Origin of the sequence: Saccharopolyspora rhizosphaerae, assembly GCF_003931915.1 — a bacterium.
GTDB lineage: Bacteria > Actinomycetota > Actinomycetes > Mycobacteriales > Pseudonocardiaceae > Saccharopolyspora > Saccharopolyspora rhizosphaerae.
Genome location: NZ_RSAA01000035.1, coordinates 390,948 through 407,341 on the forward strand (window position 1 = coordinate 390,948; position 16,394 = coordinate 407,341).

Genomic DNA, 16,394 nt, shown 5'->3' on the forward strand with positions numbered 1-16,394 from the left:
CGATCCGGTGCTTAATCCGTCCGGGATTCGGCTCGCCGACACTCGTGAGGGATGTTCACCAGAACGGAGCAGGGTCAGTCCGTCACCCCTCGCCGATGTCGGCTCACGCGCCATACCTGCGGTGTTCACCCGTTCGCTGCGAATGTGACGATCACTTCGCCCGTGTGAACGACCATCGCGATCGACCCCGCAAAAGGTTCTGTGATTTGAGTCACATCGTACTCAACTCAGCCCAGGACGGTAGAGCAGACGCGGTCGACGGCGGTCTCCAGCGACCCGAGCAGCTCGACGTGAGCGGGGAGCGCGTCGGGTGCCCAGCCCGCCCCGGCGACGAAGGCGCGGGCCCGCTGCCGGGTGATCGGGATGTCCTCGAGGACGCGCGGCGCGGCGTAGTACGGCTGGTCGGCCCAGAGCACCACGGCGGCGGGCGCGGAGCGCTTCACCGCGGCCGTCAGGCCTTCGCGGGGCAGTGCGGCGCCGAAGAGCCGGTGGCCGACCCGGCGCGCGGCCAGCGCCGCCGCCAGGGCAACCAGCTCGAGCTCCTGGACCTCACCGGGCACGGGAGCGAGCACGACCGGACGCGGGTTCTCCGGCTTCGGCGCCCGGGCGATCACCGAGCGCAGCGCCGTCGAGGCGCAGTCGTTGAGCAGCTGCAGGACCTCGACCCCGGTCCCCGCGCGCTGCCGGCGCTCGCTGACCGCCCGCAGCACCGGCTGCAGCATCTCCTGCCAGGTGCGGACCACGCCGTCGGCGTCCATCGCCTCGATCAGCAGCTGCTGCACCGACCACGAGTCCAGCGCCAGGGCGGCCCGCCCGAGGCCGCGGGCGCGCGGCCCGGCCCCGGAGAGCTTGAGCCCCCGCCCGCCGGTGTTCGTACCGGCCAGACCGAGCTCGTCGCTGCTGTCGAGGACACCGGACATCAGCAGCGGGCCGTGGGGCCCCTCCGCACCCGGCGCGTCCGGCCGGTCGCCGTCCGAGTGCCGCTGGGGCGGCGGAGCGGCGACCGCGCGGGCGTACCGGGCCGCTTCCATCGGGGAGGCACCGCGCAGCAGGGCGCGCTGCATCTGCTCCAGGCGGGCGATGTCGTCCGGCCCGTAGCGGCGGTGCCTGCCGCTGGTGTGGTCGCTGGGACCCAGCCCGTAGCGGCGGTCCCAGGTGCGCAACGTGGCAGGCGCGACGCCGAGCCTGCGCGCGACCGCGGCGACGCTGAGCCTCGGCTCGTCGTCCAGGGCTATCCCCTCCGGGTCCTGCGCTGGCGTCTCCGACGCGACCCCCGGTTCACCGGTCGGCGAATCGCCGGGAAGCCCGGGGGTGTCGACCCCCGCAACTGGTTCAGGCCGCGTCGTCACGCCGGACATATTCCGGTTCTCACCTTCTGAGGGCAAGCCGGTCGGACTTCGATCACCCCATTTCCCAGGATCACACCAACGATGAACAGCTTTTGGCGCGAAAGGGGTTGAACAAGTTTTGACTCGGTTCTACGGTCGGATCATGCGAGGCTGCGGCGGTCCCGCCGTGGCGAGGGAGGGGATCCACCGGTAGGAGGTGGTTGTCGCAATGGCAGACACTCGACGTCTTCCAGGACCGAACGCCGATATCTGGGATTGGCAGATACGGGGCTCGTGCAGGGGGATGGACAGCGCGTACTTCTTTCACCCGGACGGAGAGCGAGGTCCGGCCCGAGCCAGGCGTGAGGCGAAGGCGAAAGAGGTGTGCCAGCACTGCCCTGTGCTCGCCCAGTGCCGCGCGCACGCGCTGGCGGTCCAGGAGCCGTACGGCATCTGGGGAGGGCTGTCCGAATCCGAACGGGAAGTGATCATCAAGGCGCGCAAGCGCCAGCAGTTGGCCGTCGCAGCCAGCTGACCCTGGACATGACCGCGGTGGGGAGAGCGCCGCAGGTCAGGGAGCCGGGATCGAATGACTCGAGGGGCGTCATTCGCCCCGGCGACAGCGGAGAAGAGATCGGGGCGGCACCCAGGCATGGGTGCCGCCCCGATCTTCGCGTCGAGCGAGCGGCCGAGCCGCTCCCTCCGCGCCCCACCTCGAGGTGGGGCGTTCAGTTCTTCACTCAGTGACCGTGGCCGTGGCCGTGACCGTGACCGGCCGACTCCTCGGTCTCCTCCGGCTTGTCCACGACGGCGCTCTCGGTGGTGAGCACCATGCGGGCGATCGAGGCCGCGTTGGCGACCGCGGAGCGGGTCACCTTCAGCGGGTCGACGACGCCGGCCTGCACCAGGTCGCCGTACTCGTCGGTGGCCGCGTTGTAGCCCTTGCCCCAGTCGAGGTCGCGGACCTTGGAGACCACGACGGCGCCTTCCTGGCCACCGTTGGCGGCGATCCAGTACAGCGGCGCCTCCAGCGCGCGGCGCACCAGCTGGACACCGGTCGCCTCGTCACCGGTCAGGCCGAGGTTGTCGTCGAGCGACTTGGCGGCGTGGATCAGCGCGGACCCGCCACCGGGCACGCTGCCCTCCTCAGCAGCCGCCTTGGCGGCCGAGACGGCGTCCTCGATCCGGGACTTGCGCTCCTTGAGCTCGGTCTCGGTGGCAGCACCGACCCGGATCACCGCGACGCCACCGGCGAGCTTGGCCAGCCGCTCCTGCAGCTTCTCGCGGTCCCAGTCGGAGTCGGTCGCCTCGATCTCCTTGCGGATCTGCGAGGCGCGCTCCTTGACGTCGTCGGCGGAGCCACGGCCGTCGACCAGCGTGGTCTCGTCCTTGGTGACGGTGGCCCGACGGACCGAACCCAGCACCTCGGTGCCGACCTCGGACAGCTTCAGGCCCAGCTCCGGAGCGATGACCTGGGCACCGGTGACGATCGCCAGGTCGTCCATGAAGGCCTTGCGGCGGTCACCGAAGTACGGCGCCTTGACCGCGACGACCTTCAGGGTCTTGCGCACGGCGTTGACGGCCAGGGTGGACAGCGCCTCGCCCTCGACGTCCTCCGCCACGATCAGCAGCGGCTTGCCGTCCTGCGCGATCTTCTCCAGCAGCGGCAGGAGCTCCTGGATGTTGGAGATCTTCTCCCGGTGCAGCAGGACCTGCGCGTCTTCGAGGACGGCTTCCTGGCGCTCCGCGTCGGTGACGAAGTGCGGGGACACGAAGCCCTTGTCGAACTGGACGCCCTCGGTGAGGTCCAGCTCGGTGGCCAGCGTCGAGGACTCCTCGATGGTGATGACGCCGTCCTCGCCGACCTTCTCCATCGCCTCGCCGATCAGGTCACCGATCGTCTCGTCGCGCGAGGACACGGTGGCGATCTGGGCGATGTTGTCCCGGCCCTTGACCGGGGTGGCCTTGGCCTTGAGGGCCTCGACCACGGCGTCGGCGGCCAGCGAGACGCCCTTGTTCAGCGAGGCCGGGTTCGCGCCCGCGGCCAGGTTCCGCAGGCCCTCGCTGACCAGCGACTGGGCCAGCACGGTCGCCGTGGTGGTGCCGTCACCGGCCACGTCGTTGGTCTTGGTCGCGACGTTCTTGGCGAGCTGGGCGCCCAGGTTCTCGTACGGGTCCTCGAGCTCGATCTCGCGAGCGATGGTGACACCGTCGTTGGTGATCTGCGGTCCGCCGAACTGCTTGTCCAGCACCACGTGCCGGCCGCGCGGTCCGAGCGTGACCTTCACCGCGTCGGCGAGCTGGTTGACGCCGCTTTCCAGCGCACGGCGCGCCTGCTCGTCGAAGGTGATCTGCTTAGCCATGTGCTACAGCCCTTCAGAATGTGTGCCTCATCCCCGACATGCAGCCGCCCCGGCGGTCCCGCGGTCGGGACCGCCGGGGCGGCAGTGCCCACGCTGGGTGGGCGCACGATGATCTGGCGTCAGTTGACGACGGCCAGCACGTCGCGGGCGGAGAGGATCAGGTACTCCTCGCCGTTGTACTTGACCTCGGTGCCGCCGTACTTCGAGTAGATGACGACGTCACCTTCCTTCACATCCACCGGGATGCGGTTGCCCTTCTCGTCGACGCGACCCGGGCCGACGGCCAGGACCTTGCCCTCCTGGGGCTTTTCCTTGGCGGTGTCCGGGATCACGATGCCGGACGCAGTCGTCGTCTCGGCCTCGCTCGCCTGGACCACGATCTTGTCCTCAAGCGGCTTGATGCTCGCCACGGTGTGACCTCCACCTTCTGGGGCCTTCGAAGCGTTGGCTGGGAAAGACGGCTCCGTTGCTCCCCGTCGTCGCGGGTGCCGGGTCGCTGTGGCGCCGTGCTGCTAGCACTCTACCCAGGAGAGTGCCAACGCTCAACAACCACCCGCTCACCCGAACGCCGGAACGCGGAGGCAGCCGCCCGCGGCGAGGTCACGCACGCGGGTCGACGCTCATTCAACCCGCGAGGAGATGCGCCGGCGTGTCGGGGCCGCTCGGGTTCACCCAACAGGGCGACGGCGGCACCGAGCGTGCTGGCACCCGGTGTCGATCACCGCTCCCCCGCCCACCTGCGACTTTGTCACCACCGATCAGCGCGGAGTGATCGTCGCTGGTAGATCGCCTTGCGGGGAATCTCACCAAACCCGCCGGGTGGTTCACACCTGCGGTGTCCGGTGTCCTAGGTTGCACGGCATGCCAGCCCTCTCCAAGCCCGCGAACCGGCCGTGGGAGCGACGTCCCCGACCTTCTCGCCCGCCTGGTCCGTCCGGCCCCCCGACCCGTTCCAACTGGCGCCCGAAGTAGCGGTCGCCCTCTCGCAGGTTCGACCGCACTGGGGCGGTCGAACTTCCCCACCGGAACTCCACCGGCCCCTCCACAGTGTCTTCGGTGGTCGCCACCTCCGCCAGGCGAGCACCGCCCGAGCCTGCGGACGCGTCCGCAGGAGGACCGGAGGGGCCGAGATCTCCGATCCCACGTTCCCCCTCACCCGGCCGCCCACCTGGGCGCGTCGTGCTGCCGGGCGCCTTCGGCGCACTGGGTGCGATCGCTCAGGGTGGGTCGGCCGGGGTCCACCCCCCGGCACGCCCGACGCTCCTCCCGCCCCGACGGCGCCCCAGCACCGTCGACGAACGCGTGAGTCCGACGGGTCGCGAAGTGCTCAGACGACAAGCCCGCACGTCGTACACGCCTCTCCTGCCACCACCCGGCTGGCGAGCCCGCGAGGCCCCATCGGAGTTCCTCCGCGCCGACTCATCGACGTCCCCGACGCTGACGGCACCGTCCGAACAGGACGGCCTCCACCACCTCTCCCGAACCCGGTTCCCGGATCGCCGCGACAGAGGGCGGAGCCGCCACCCGCCGCACCCGGGCCGTGAGCCGCTGTGCTCGAGATCGCGGAACCCGGCCGCGGGGTTTGGGCGCTCGAGATCCGCGGTAATCGGGGTCGGGAACGCCGGGCGGAGTCGGGAGTGCGATGGGTGTGGTGGTCGCGTGTCATCCGGGTGCGGGGCGCGGGTGGCAGACTTGGTGCGTGCGCGCGGTGTGGGTGGTGCTCGGGGCGACCGTCGGGGTGGTCGTGGCCCCGTTGTCGTGGACCTGGCTTCGGAGCGTCGGACGGGTGCGGGACGTCGACGACGTGCCCGACCGCGAGGTCGCACTCGTGCTGGGGGCGGGAGTCCGGTGGGACGGTGTTCCCAGCCGGATCCTGCAGGGACGGCTGGACGTCGCCGTGGACCTGTTCCAGGCCGGGAAGGTGCGGCGGATCATCGTCAGCGGATCGCCGGAGTCGCGCGGCCACAGCGAGCCGGTGGTGATGCGGCGGTACCTGGTGTCGCGCGGTGTCCCGGAATCCGCCGTGGAGCTGGACGAGTCCGGTGTGGACACCTGCTCGTCCTGCCGCACGGCCTCCCGGGAGCACGGTTCGCTGATCGTGGTGACCACGCGCTTCCACCTGCGGCGGTCGATCACGCTGGCGCGGCGGTTCGGGATCGACGCCCACGGGGTCGGGCACGACGCCGCCGCCGAGGGGCTGCGGCGAGTCAACGCGCGGGCGAGCCGCCGCGAGGTCCTGGCCACCGGCAAGGCGTTCTGGCTGCCCCGTTGACCGTCACCGCACGACGAGCGTGTGCACCGGCAGGCCCGGGTTCGCCGACATCTCCAGCGGTGAGGGCTTCGCGCCGGCGTGCAGCACGTGCGCGCCGAGAGCGGCGATCATCGCGCCGTTGTCGGTGCACAGCCGGGGACGCGGGACGCGCAGGGTGATCCCGGCCGAGGCGCAGCGCTCGCGCGCCAGCTCCGACAGCCGCGAATTCGCCGCCACGCCACCGGAGATCACCAGCGTGTCGACGCCGTGGTCCTCGGCGGCGCGGACCGCCTTCAGGGTGAGCACGTCGGCGACGGCCTCCTGGAACGAGGCGCACACGTCGGGGACGGGGATCTCCCGCCCTGCGCGCTGCTCCGTCTCCACCCAGCGGGCGACCGCGGTCTTCAGGCCCGAGAAGGAGAAGTCGTACTTGGCGTCCCGCGGGCCCGTGAGACCGCGCGGGAACGCGATCGCCTTCGGGTCGCCGGACTTGGCCTGCGCGTCGATCGGCGGGCCGCCCGGGTAGGGCAGGTCGAGGATGCGGGCGACCTTGTCGTAGGCCTCGCCCGCGGCGTCGTCGATGGTCGTGCCGACCTCGGTGATCTTCTCCCCGACACCCTCGACGAGCAGCAGCTGGCTGTGCCCACCGGAGACCAGCAGCGCCAGGCAGCGCTCGGGCAGCGGCCCGTGCTCCAGGGTGTCCACGGCGACGTGGCCGCCGAGGTGGTTCACGCCGAACAGCGGGACGTCCAACGCCGTCGCGTAAGCCTTGGCGGAGGCGATGCCGACCATCAGCGCACCGGCGAGACCGGGGCCCGCGGTGACCGCGATGGCGTCCACATCGGACAGCGCGAGCCCGGATTCGTCCAGCGCGCGGCGCATCGTCGGCGCCATCGCTGCCAGGTGCGCGCGGCTGGCGATCTCGGGGACCACGCCCCCGAAGCGCGCGTGTTCGTCCACACTCGACGCGACGGCGTCGGCGAGCAGCTCCACGCCGCCGTCGCCCGAGAGCCGGACCAGGCCGACTCCCGTTTCGTCGCAGGAACTCTCGATGCCCAGAACGATCCGGTCGCTCATGACGCCTCCACGGCCTCGCGTCGCATGGTGTGCGCGTCCGCACCTGAGGGCTGGTAGTAGCGGGGGCGCAGTCCGACGATCTCGAAGCCGTGCGCGCGGTACATCGCGATCGCGGCCCCGTTGTCGGTGCGCACCTCCAGGAACGTCGTCGCGCGACGCTCGTCGGCGCGCTGGAGCAGCGCGCGCAGCAGCGCCTTGCCGACACCGCGTCCCTGGTGTTCGGGGTCGACGCCGATCGTGTGCACCTCGGCCTCCACCTGCGGCGGGCGGCCGTTGACCGCCAGGCCGGCATAGCCGATCAGCTGCTCGCCGAGGTAGGCGCCGACGTAGTGGTGCCCCTGGTCCAGCTCCGAGGCGAACGCGGCCAGCGACCACGGGTCGTCGTCGGGGAACAGCAGCTGCTCCAGCTGCGCGCAGCGGCGCAAGTCCGACCGGCGCAGCTTGAGGACCTCGACCTCGGTGATCCGCTCGCTCACCGGGTCAGCACCGACTTCCGCTTGCCGGGTTCGTCGGCGTCCGGCCGCCGCAGGTACAGCGGGACCAGCGGGGCGGGATCGGCGTCCAGCGCCGCGGCGGCCACCAGCCCGGCGGGCGTGGGGTGCTGCGGCTGGACCGCCGGCAGGCCGACGGCCTCGGCGAGCTCGCCGGCGGCGACCGGGTAGCCCTCGGTCGGGACGTCGGCGGGCTTGGCGACGTGCGGGCCGTCGAGGCGGGAGTCCCCGTCGTAGACGGCCCAGTAGGTCTCCTTGCGACGCGCGTCGGTGGCGACCAGCAGCGGACCGGTCACACCGGCGGCCGCGGCGATCGCGTCGAGGCTGCAGACCGGGTGCACCGGCACGTCGCAGGCCTGACCGAGGGCGGCGGCCGTGGCCAGGCCGACCCGCAGACCCGTGAAGGGCCCGGGCCCGGTGCCGGCGACGATCGCGTCCACCTCGGCGAACCCGCGTCCGGCTTCCCCCATGACGTCCACCAGCTGCGGCATCAGCAGTTCGCCGTGCGCGCGCGGGTTGATCGTGACGCGCTCGGCGAGCACCTGCGGCTCGCCCTCGTCGAGGGCGACCAAGCCGGCGGTGACCGCGGGTGTCGAGGTGTCCAGCGCTATGACGAGCACAGCTCACCAGCGTACGTCAGCGCTGGTCACGGGCGGTCATCGGGTCAGCGGGCGCTCCCGGGCACCGGCGCCGGTGTCGATGCGGGTGCTGCGGAGCCATCTCTGGCGGACGCCGCCGGCCAGGGGGTGGTGGTAGCGCGTGACCGGGTTGCGGGGTGGTGAGGTGGGTGGCGTCGACGAGGAAGGTCTACCCAGTCCACGACGTGGGCGAGGGTGTGCCCGCGCGGGCGGGCGTGGGTCCAGATCGCGGACCGCGACTGGCCGAGCTGCCGGCTGGAGACCCCGGCCCGGGCGGTGCCGAAGTCGCCGGTGTCGAGGTGCTCGATCGAGGGCTCCGGCACGCCGGGTGGGTGTCGGCCCCCAGCTCCACGACGGGGCCCTGCTGCTGACCGTGCGGTTCCACCGCTGCGATCCTGCCGTCGCGCACGACGACGCCCCCGTCGACCGCACCTCCGGGCAGCACCATCGCCTGCACGCCCTGGCCCTCGACCACAGCGCCTCCCGAGTACAGGGTGGTGCACGGCTGGACCGGGGAGTCAAGGGCGGTCGGCCCCGCGCGTGGGACAGGTCAGCGCATCGCGTGCTGCTGCTTGGCCCGGGTGACGGCCATGACGTGTTCCATCAAGGTCGTCAGCAGCTGCTTGTTGGACTCCCGCTGGCGGGCGTCGCAGAGCAGGATCGGCACGTTCTCGTCGATGTCGAGAGCGCCCCGGACCTCCTCAGGGTCGTAGATCTGCGTGCCGTTGAAGCAGTTCACGCCGATGATGAACGGCAACCCGCGACCCTCGAAGTAGTCGATCGCCGCGAAGCAGCTGTCCAGTCGGCGGGTGTCGGCCAGCACGATCGCCCCGAGGGCCCCGTTGGCCAGTTCGTTCCACATGAACCAGAAGCGCTCCTGGCCCGGCGTGCCGAACAGGTACAGGATCAAGTCGGAACTGATGGTGATGCGTCCGAAGTCGAAGGCCACCGTGGTGGTGGTCTTGCGCTCCACGCCCGTCAGGTCGTCGACCCCGGAACTGGCCTCGGTCAGAGTCTCCTCCGTCCGCAGCGGCACGATCTCGCTGACCGACCCCACCAGGGTGGTCTTGCCGACACCGAATCCGCCGGCGATGAGGATCTTCGCCGCGACCGCGTTCAGGCTGGCTTGTTCAGAGTTTGCGGATCCCATCCAGCACCTTCTGCATCATGTCGAGACTCGGCCCGGTCGTCGGCGACGAATCCGGTCCGAAGACCACGTAGTCCCGCTCGATCAAGTCACTGATCAGAATCTTCACCACGCCCAGCGGCAGATCTGCCCGCGCGGCGACCTCGGCGACCGAGACCGGATACCCGCACGCCTGCAGAACCCGTTGGTAGTTCGGTGAAAGCGCACGCGCGTTCGGCGGCAGCGGTTGGCGCGCCACGACGAGCGTGATCAGGTCGAGCTCGTAGCTCGTGGCCCGCGTACGCCCCTTGGTCAAGGCGTACGGACGCACCACCGGTCCCGCGTCCTCGTCGAACCATCCTCGGCCGCCCGACATGGCACTCACACATCAACGGGAGAACCGGCGGCACGGGGTGCGGAACTCAGGTAGTTGCCCACCCGAGTCACCATGCGGTTCGCCTCGAAGGCGATCATGCCGAGATCGGCGTCGGCCGCGGCGATCAGCGCGAGGCAGGCGCCTTCGCTGGCTGCGGTGACCATCAGGAAGCAGTTCGCCATCTCCACGACGGTCTGGTAGACCTCGCCGCCGTTGAACTGCAGCGCCGCTCCCTTCGACAGGCTCTGGAAGCCGGAAGCGACAGCCGCCAGGTGTTCGGCGTCGGCCTGGCCCAGCTGCGGGGTCTTGCCCAGCAGCAAACCGTCGGAGGACAGCAGAGCCGCCTTGTCCGCGCCGGCCAGCCGCTGCACGAGATCGTTGAGCAGCCAGTCAACTTCCTTGCTGTAAGCCTTCAGCGTCATGCCTCGTTTCCTCCTGGCCGCGCAGCCTCGTCGTTGACGTTGTTGGTGCGCGCTCGCTTGGTGCCTGTCTGGAAGGCGTTCATGCTGTTGCGGAACCTGTCGGGCGTCCGCGGCGGACCGCTGCTCGGAGCGGGCTGCTGCGGCGCGGCTTCGGTCTTCTGGGGCTGGTCGATCTGGGCGCGCAGCGGCGCCGCGAGATTGGCCTTCTGGCCGCGCCGACGCTGCGGGAGCGGCGGCTTCTCAGCCGAGTTCGTAACCGAAGTGTTCACCGAAACTCCGGCAGTGGTACCGCTCTTCGGCGGACCTGCGCCGTTCGTTCCGTTCGCAACTACCTCCCTCGGGAGGATTTCACCAGACGCGTTGGGCATGTTCGACGACAGCCCCGGCATGTTCGCCGGAGTCTCCGGCGTGATGCGACGGCCCGTCGTCGGACGCTGCTGGTCAGGACGCGGCTCGTTGAGCCGGTGCTGCTGCTCCGCCGGGCGCTGCTGCTGCGGCGGCGGCGGGGAGGGCCGGCGCTGCTCGACCGGGTTCTGCTGCGGCAGGCCGAGTTCGCCGGTGGCCGGACCGGAGCCGTTGGAGCCGGGGCGGGCCCAGCGCTGCGTGGCGGCCTCGGGTCCGACCGGGTTGTGCGGGTTGATCGGGCTGTCCGGACCGAGCGGGTCCGGTGCGACGTCGGGATCCAGGCGGCCTTCCATCCAACGCTTGCGGGGGATCTTCGGCCGGGTCTCGCCGTCGGGTGCGGGCGGGACCGGGGTCTGCGGTCCGCTCTGCTCGACGCGGTCCTGCCGTTCGGTCTGCGGTCCGCGCTCGGCGACGATGTGGTTCGGGATCAGCGCCACGGCGCGGATGCCGCCGTAGGCCGAGTCGCGCAGGGTGACCTTGATGCCGTGCCGGCCGGCCAGCTGGGCGACCACGAACAGACCCATCCGGGCCTCTTCGGACAGCGCCATCACCGCGAAGTCCGGCGGGCTGGCCAGCATCTGGTTGAGCTCTTCGAGCTTGTCCGGCTCCAGGCCGATGCCCTGGTCCTCGATCTCGACGATGATGCCCTTGCCGACGACGTTGCCGCGCACCTCGACGTGCGACTCCGGCGGCGAGAACGACGTCGCGTTGTCGACCAGCTCGGCGAGCAGGTGCACGAGGTCGGCGACCGCGCGGCCCTGCACGGAGATCTCCGGCAGCTGCTGGATCTCGACCCGCGCGTAGAGCTCGGTCTCGGCGACCGCGCCCTGCACGACGTCGTGCAGCAGGACCGGGTTGCGCCACTGCCGGCCGGGCCGCTGACCACCGAGGATGATCAGGTTCTCGGCGTTGCGGCGCGACTGGGTCGCGAGGTGGTCGAGCTGGAACAGCAGCTCCAGCTGGTCCGGGTCCTCCAGCTTGCGCTCGGCCTTGTCCAGCACCTGCAGCTGGCGGTGGACCATGACCTGGCTGCGGTGCGCGATGTTGAGGAACACCGAGCGGACACCCTGCCGGGTCTCGGCCTCGGCGACCGTCGCGCGGATCGCGGTGCGCTGCGCCTCGTTGAAGGCGTTGGCGACCTCACCGATCTCGTCGTGGCCGAAGCGCAGCCAGGAGACCTCGTTCTCGACGTCGACCTGCTTCCCGTTGCGCAGCCGGGCCACGACCGAAGGCATCTCCTGCTGGGCAAGCGCCAGGGTCTGGCTGCGGAGCTTGTTGAGCCGCCTCACCAGCAGGTTCGACAGCCGCAGCGCGACCAGGAACACGATCAGGACGATCAGCACGATGATCGCGCCGGTGATGCCCGAGGTCAGCAGCGTCTCGCTGACGACCGTCCCACCGAGCGCGAGCGCGTACTGGTAGTGCGAGGTCGACAGGCCGTTGAGCTCCTGGGCCAGGTCGTGCGAGGCGCTGATCCAGTCGCTCGTGCTGACCGGGACGCGGATGACCTGCCCGGCAGCCGCCTGGCCACCGGCGACCTCCATGGCGTCCTGAACCGCGTCGACGCGCGTCCACGCCGAACCCTTCTGCAGGTCCTTGTAGGTCTGCTGCTCCTCCGGCGTCATGCGCGGGGTCAGCGAGTTCAGGTTGTCGTGGAAGGCACCGATCTGGTGCGCGTACTCGTGGTACTGCGTCGGAGTCATGCCGACCGAGGTGCGGCCCAGCGCCAGCGCGTGGCCTCGCGCCATGGCGTCGGCGGCGTCCATGAGGTCGGCGGACACCGAGCTCTCGTAGGAGACCTGGGCGTCCGGCGCGTACCGGACGTAGGTCCGCAGGCTCATGTTGTAGGCGTCGAAGAGCCCGTTGTAGAACTTGTAGACCGCGTCCAGCTCAGCGGGCCCGCCGTCGACCTGCTTGCGCACCTCCTGGACGGTGCTCAACTGCGAGCGGAACTCGTCGAAGTTGCCGCGCGCGTCGCTCGGCACGGCCTCGCCGAACTCCTCCGCCACACCGTCCATCTCGGCCAGTGAGGCGTCGAACTTCTTGCGGACCTCGTCGAGGTTGCGCCGCTCGTTGGGGTTGCTGAGGTAGACGAGGGTCAGCTGGCGCTCGTCCTGCAGGTTGGCGACGAACCGGGCCGAGGGGTCCTTGGCGTCGTCGAGCCTGCCGACGTAGTTCTGCACGCTCAGGCCCTGGAAGATCAGGTACCCGGACAAGCCCACGCCGACGAGCAGGGCCGCGACACTCGGAACGAGTGCGATGGCCAACAGTCGCGCCTGGATCGTGCCGGAGGCGAAGAGGCGTTTCAGCGTTGACATGGACCTCGTCTCAAACCTTCTCCGTTGGTTGGCCGCAGCATGAGAACTCACGCCGGCCCGGCGTGCCTCGAAAACACGGGCCTGCGAGCGCGCCGAAAAATCCCGGACCCACGAGCGCGCAGATGACGACGCAGCTTAGGTCCGCAGTCATCGAGGGTCAACGCGCTTTTGAGACCTATCGACACAATTGTTATATACGCTGGTCGGGCAGTACGCGCCGGAAGATTAGCAGACGCGTTGCGCAATGCTGAATTGCATTGCCACATATCCACACGCGCTCGACCAGGCCAGGATCGCGAGCATCCGCAGGCCCGTTCTGCACCGGTTCCGACTGGTTGGCCACCCGACCAAAAACGGGTGGAACTACGTTCAACTGCTCCGTTCGGCCTAACCAAAACGCGGACTTCAGGGCGATTCAGGCCCTTCTCTACCGTCAGGTAGGCTCTCGCGACGTTGGCTGGCTGGAAAGCTGGCCGCCCGACTTTTCAAGCACCATTTCCCGACCCAGAGGAAGTCACCGCACCCCGGAAAGCCATCATCGAATAGCTTCTGGTCACTGGAAGTGACAATGACGGCCGAATGCCGCGATTTGACCACGCTCGGCGACCAGAAATAAATGTTCGACAACGCGATGGCCCCAGGCGCACCGCGTCGGATCGGTGACGGCCCTGAAGTCGGGGCAAGTCCTGCCTTGGCCTGTTTGAGACACGTCGGCACGTCTTTCCCGCTCGGCGAATGGTCCGGTCGGCCATGTGGAGTGCTGGCGCGCGAGAGGAGTTTGGATGGTTCCCCCCACCACCGATCACGAGGAAGCCGCCGCTCCGGCGTCCGGCACGCGGCGCCGCCGGTTCCTCACCTACGTCGCGGCGGCACCGATGCTGACGATCGCCGGGAAGTTCGTGCTCGAAGGTGACGCGGCCGCCGCTGCAGGCCCGGTCGCCGACCAGCTTCCGCTTCCGCCTGTCTCCGGGCTGATGGACTTCGGCGACCTCATGGAGATCGCCAGCGCGCCCACCATGGAACTGATGAAGCTGGAGTTCACCTCGGACAACAAGGTCCGCTTCGAACTCCCGCGCCTCGAGGTCGGCCAGGGCCTCAACACCGCCATCGTCATGATGCTGGCCGAGGAGCTCGGCGCGCGCACCAATGACGTCGTGGTCGAGCTCTCCGACGCCCGCCCCGAGCTGCTGTTCAACCAGTTCACTGCGGCGTCGTCCTCGGTGCGCACGTTCTGGAAGCCGCTGCGCCAGATGGCCGCCACCGCCCGGTCGCGGCTCGTCACCGCCGCCGCCAAGAAGTGGGGCGTGTCCGCCAACGGCCTGACCACCCAGGGCACCGGTGTGGTCGGTCCGGGCGGACGCAAGGCCACCTTCGCCGACCTGGCCAAGGACGCCGCCAAGGTCGGCCTCCCGTCGGTGCCGGCCACCCCGAAGAAGCCGTCGGAGTTCAAGGTCCTCGGCAAGGGCCAGACCCGCGCCGACGCCAACGCCATCGTCACCGGCAGGGCCCGCTACGTCTCGGACATGAAGATCCCGGGCTCCGTGGTGGCCGTGGTCGTCCGCCCGCCGACGCTCAGCGGTGAGGTCGAGTCCTACGACGACTCGGCGATCCGCAACGCGCGGGGATTCAAGGGCACCGTGGAACTCGACAGCGGTGTCGCGGTGTGCGCCGAGTACACCTGGGAGGCCATGGAGCTCGCCAAGAAGCTCGAGGTCACCTGGAAGTCGGGCCCGATCAGCGACAAGTCCTCCTCGGACATCCAGGAGGAGCTGGCGGGCATGACCGGCAGCCTCGACGACTCGGTCTCCGACAGCGACGGCGACGAGATCGACGAGAGCTTCGACTTCGCCTTCGTCAGCCACGCGCCGATGGAGGTCAACTACGCGGTCGCCGACGTCAAGGACGGCAGCGCCGAGATCTGGGTCCCCGCGCAGTCCCCGCAGGTCGCGCAGAAGGACATCGCCGCCGCGCTGGGAATCCTCGACGTCAAGGTGCACGTCACGCGCGCCGGCGGTTCCTTCGGCCGGCACCTGTTCCACGACGCGGCGATCGAGGCCGCCGAGGTCTCCAAGGCCATCGGCAAGCCGGTCAAGCTGCTGTGGACCCGCAACGACGACACCCGGCACGGCCGGATGCGTCCCGCCTCGCACCACCGCGTCAAGGCGTCCTTCCGCAGCGGCAAGGTCCGGTCCTGGGCGCACAAGATGTCCAGCGTCGCGACCGACTTCAACCACGGCATCGCGGACATGATCACCTCGACCGCCGTGCAGTCCGGAGTCGGCAAGCTCCCGGCCGCGCAGCTGTACTTCAACCTGACCCAGTCGGTCCCGTACGAGTTCGGCGCGACCACCATCTCCCTGAACGACCTCGACCTGGACGGCGTGCACACCGGCAGCTGGCGGTCGGTGCACTCGGCGACCTTCCGCACCGCGGAGGACCTGGTCATCGACCAGATCGCCGAGAAGGCCGGTACCGACGCGGCGAACTTCCGGGTGGAGAACGCCAAGTCCGAGCGCGCCAAGGCCGTGCTGAAGAAGGTCATGAAGGACGGGAACTGGGGCCGTTCGATGCCTCAGGGCCACGCCCAGGGCATCTCGATGCACGAGGAGTTCAAGTCGGTCGCGGCCTGCCTCGTCGAGATCAACGCGACCGACCCGAAGAACCCGCGGGTCACCAAGGCCGTGATCGCCGTCGACGCCGGTCTGCCGCTGAACCCGAAGGGCATCGAGGCCCAGATGATGGGCGGTCTGACCGACGCGATCTCCACGGTGCTGCAGGCGGGCATCCACATCGACAACGGCGCGGTGCGCGAGGGCAGCTTCAGCGACTTCAGGTGGGCGCGCCAGCGCCACACCCCGAAGCAGCTGCAGATCCACGTCATGCCGGCCACCACCGACGAGCCCGGTGGTGTGGGCGAGCTGGGCGTTCCGGTGTGCGCGGGTGCGATCGCCACCGCCTACGCCCGGGCGACCGGCACCAAGCCGCGCAGCTTCCCGGTCAACCACTGATTCCGGCCTGATCCGTCGAGGAGTTCCCGAACGCCATGCCCAAGTACGAGTTCACCGTCAACGGTAAGGACGTCGAGGTCGACGTCCCCGCGGAAATGCCCCTGCTCTGGGTGCTGCGCGACCGCCTGCGCATCACCGGCCCCAAGTACGGCTGCGGCGTCGGCGTCTGCCGCGCCTGCACCTGCTTGCAGGACGACGAGGAAGTCCAGACCTGCCAGGTCACCGCAGAGAAGGCCGACGGCACCGAGATCACCACGATCGAGGGCCTCGCCGAGGGCGACGAGCTGCACCCGGTGCAGCAGGCCTGGCTGGACCGCGACGTCGCGCAGTGCGGCTTCTGCCAGCCCGGCCAGATCATGACGGCGGTCGCCCTGCTCAACGAGAAGGGCGACGACGTCACCGACGAGGACATCGACAAGATCGAGAACGTGTGCCGCTGCGGCACCTACGGCCGGATCCGGCAGGCCATCAAGCAGGCCGCCGAGAACATGTGAGCCGCGCCGCCGTCCCGGGCCCGTGGCCGCGGCCGGGGCGGCGGTGAGCAGCGCCGGGCGGGTGGGACATCGATCACGGTGACCCCATCCGCCCGCT

At 70.0% G+C, this 16,394-nt stretch carries 14 protein-coding genes; 4 read left to right on the top strand and 10 right to left on the bottom strand.

The features are described 5' to 3' along the window. Positions 1–227: 227 nt before the first annotated feature. Entirely contained in the window at positions 228–1,358 is a 1,131-nt protein-coding gene (locus tag EIL87_RS24735) for a MerR family transcriptional regulator (protein WP_125092977.1), read from the bottom strand. A gap of 199 nt (positions 1,359–1,557) precedes the next feature. Between EIL87_RS24735 and EIL87_RS24740 the strand changes: the two genes are divergently transcribed. Beyond that, positions 1,558–1,863: a WhiB family transcriptional regulator gene (locus EIL87_RS24740; protein ID WP_125092978.1), complete on the top strand. Its 306-nt coding sequence runs from the start codon at positions 1,558–1,560 to the stop codon at positions 1,861–1,863. Positions 1,864–2,068: 205 nt separating this feature from the next. On the opposite strand, the gene groL is transcribed toward EIL87_RS24740, so the two are convergent. Together groL and groES are read right to left on the bottom strand one after the other, a co-directional pair. Beyond that, positions 2,069–3,691 (bottom strand): chaperonin GroEL, encoded by a 1,623-nt coding sequence (groL, locus tag EIL87_RS24745; RefSeq protein ID WP_125092979.1) that lies wholly within the window; start codon positions 3,689–3,691, stop codon positions 2,069–2,071. Between the two features lie 119 nt (positions 3,692–3,810). After that, positions 3,811–4,101, bottom strand: a complete 291-nt coding sequence (gene groES / locus EIL87_RS24750) for a co-chaperone GroES (RefSeq protein ID WP_125092980.1) — start codon at positions 4,099–4,101, stop codon at positions 3,811–3,813. A 1,289-nt stretch (positions 4,102–5,390) separates the two neighbouring features. Here groES and EIL87_RS24755 point away from each other — a divergent pair. Next, entirely contained in the window at positions 5,391–5,963 is a 573-nt protein-coding gene (locus tag EIL87_RS24755) for a SanA/YdcF family protein (protein WP_233576567.1), read from the top strand. 3 nt (positions 5,964–5,966) lie between these two features. On the opposite strand, the gene tsaD is transcribed toward EIL87_RS24755, so the two are convergent. The 7 genes from tsaD to EIL87_RS24790 form a co-directional block, all read right to left on the bottom strand. Next, the gene (gene tsaD / locus EIL87_RS24760) at positions 5,967–7,019 is read right to left on the bottom strand and encodes a tRNA (adenosine(37)-N6)-threonylcarbamoyltransferase complex transferase subunit TsaD (protein ID WP_125092982.1); all 1,053 of its coding nucleotides are present in this window, start codon (positions 7,017–7,019) and stop codon (positions 5,967–5,969) included. Next, complete coding sequence (gene rimI / locus EIL87_RS24765) at positions 7,016–7,495, bottom strand: ribosomal protein S18-alanine N-acetyltransferase (protein ID WP_125092983.1); 480 nt, start codon at positions 7,493–7,495, stop codon at positions 7,016–7,018. The genes tsaD and rimI overlap by 4 nt, the downstream gene beginning before the upstream one ends. Next, positions 7,492–8,130 (bottom strand): tRNA (adenosine(37)-N6)-threonylcarbamoyltransferase complex dimerization subunit type 1 TsaB, encoded by a 639-nt coding sequence (gene tsaB / locus EIL87_RS24770; protein ID WP_125092984.1) that lies wholly within the window; start codon positions 8,128–8,130, stop codon positions 7,492–7,494. The genes rimI and tsaB overlap by 4 nt, the downstream gene beginning before the upstream one ends. Before the next feature lie 568 nt (positions 8,131–8,698). Then, positions 8,699–9,298 carry a GTP-binding protein gene (locus tag EIL87_RS24775; protein ID WP_125092985.1) on the bottom strand — a complete coding sequence of 200 codons (600 nt, stop codon included), beginning with the start codon at positions 9,296–9,298 and terminating at the stop codon, positions 8,699–8,701. Further along, positions 9,279–9,650, bottom strand: coding sequence for a DUF742 domain-containing protein (locus EIL87_RS24780; protein WP_125093342.1), 372 nt, complete (start codon positions 9,648–9,650; stop codon positions 9,279–9,281). Before EIL87_RS24780 ends, EIL87_RS24775 begins: the two co-directional genes overlap by 20 nt. 5 nt (positions 9,651–9,655) lie before the next feature. Further along, positions 9,656–10,072 (bottom strand): roadblock/LC7 domain-containing protein, encoded by a 417-nt coding sequence (locus tag EIL87_RS24785; protein ID WP_125092986.1) that lies wholly within the window; start codon positions 10,070–10,072, stop codon positions 9,656–9,658. Then, positions 10,069–12,795: a sensor histidine kinase gene (locus tag EIL87_RS24790; protein ID WP_125092987.1), complete on the bottom strand. Its 2,727-nt coding sequence runs from the start codon at positions 12,793–12,795 to the stop codon at positions 10,069–10,071. The genes EIL87_RS24785 and EIL87_RS24790 overlap by 4 nt, the downstream gene beginning before the upstream one ends. Positions 12,796–13,577: 782 nt before the next feature. Between EIL87_RS24790 and EIL87_RS24795 the strand changes: the two genes are divergently transcribed. Further along, entirely contained in the window at positions 13,578–15,803 is a 2,226-nt protein-coding gene (locus tag EIL87_RS24795; RefSeq protein WP_125092988.1) for a xanthine dehydrogenase family protein molybdopterin-binding subunit, read from the top strand. 35 nt (positions 15,804–15,838) lie between these two features. After that, positions 15,839–16,297, top strand: a complete 459-nt coding sequence (locus EIL87_RS24800; RefSeq protein WP_125092989.1) for a (2Fe-2S)-binding protein — start codon at positions 15,839–15,841, stop codon at positions 16,295–16,297. The last annotated feature ends 97 nt before the right edge of the window (positions 16,298–16,394 follow it).